Source organism: Marinobacter sp. C7, from assembly GCF_022343555.1.
Lineage (GTDB): Bacteria > Pseudomonadota > Gammaproteobacteria > Pseudomonadales > Oleiphilaceae > Marinobacter.
In genome coordinates this window covers 1-515 of record NZ_JAKQZH010000095.1, presented here as the reverse complement: position 1 = coordinate 515, position 515 = coordinate 1, and the positions used below count along the sequence as shown (strand labels likewise).

Below are 515 nucleotides of genomic sequence, written 5' to 3'. Positions count from 1 at the left end.
TACCCGCTCGGCGTCTATGTCGGGAAGCTCAAGCCGTCACATCGGCAATGGGTGATCGCACGAAACATGTGCGCGACGATCGACCCCGCGCGGGTCGCGCCGCATATTTCAGCGGTCCGCCCGCGTCACTTCCAGTCTGCAGCCTTTTTCTTGGACTTCCTGCACCAGGTTGCTCCCAGCAAGTACGGTGCCGTGCTTCGCCAGCTCGACTGGGAAAGGATCGACGCCGCCATCGGCGAAGATTGGGCTAACATGCCGCACGACACCGAGGTATTGCTCAGCGCGCTGCATGCGCAAGCCGCGACCCGGCACTTGGTCCAGCAGTTTATCGCCGACCATCTCGACCGGATTGAGCATTTTCCGCCGCGACTGATGCTGATGGCACCCGAGGTCGGCATCGCCCACATCGCAAAGGGCCGTCGTCTGCGCTTGGCGCAATATCACAGTGTGAGCTTAAGTATGGGCGGCATTGCGCTGGCCATGTTAGCGGAGTCGTGGCCTGATCTCGTCGAGCA

1 protein-coding gene is annotated in these 515 nt (G+C 61.6%); it reads left to right on the top strand.

What is annotated here, in order from left to right; all coding sequences use genetic code 11:
• On the top strand, window positions 1-515 hold a 515-nt coding region (locus tag MD273_RS18910), incomplete at both ends, for a hypothetical protein (RefSeq protein ID WP_239039304.1).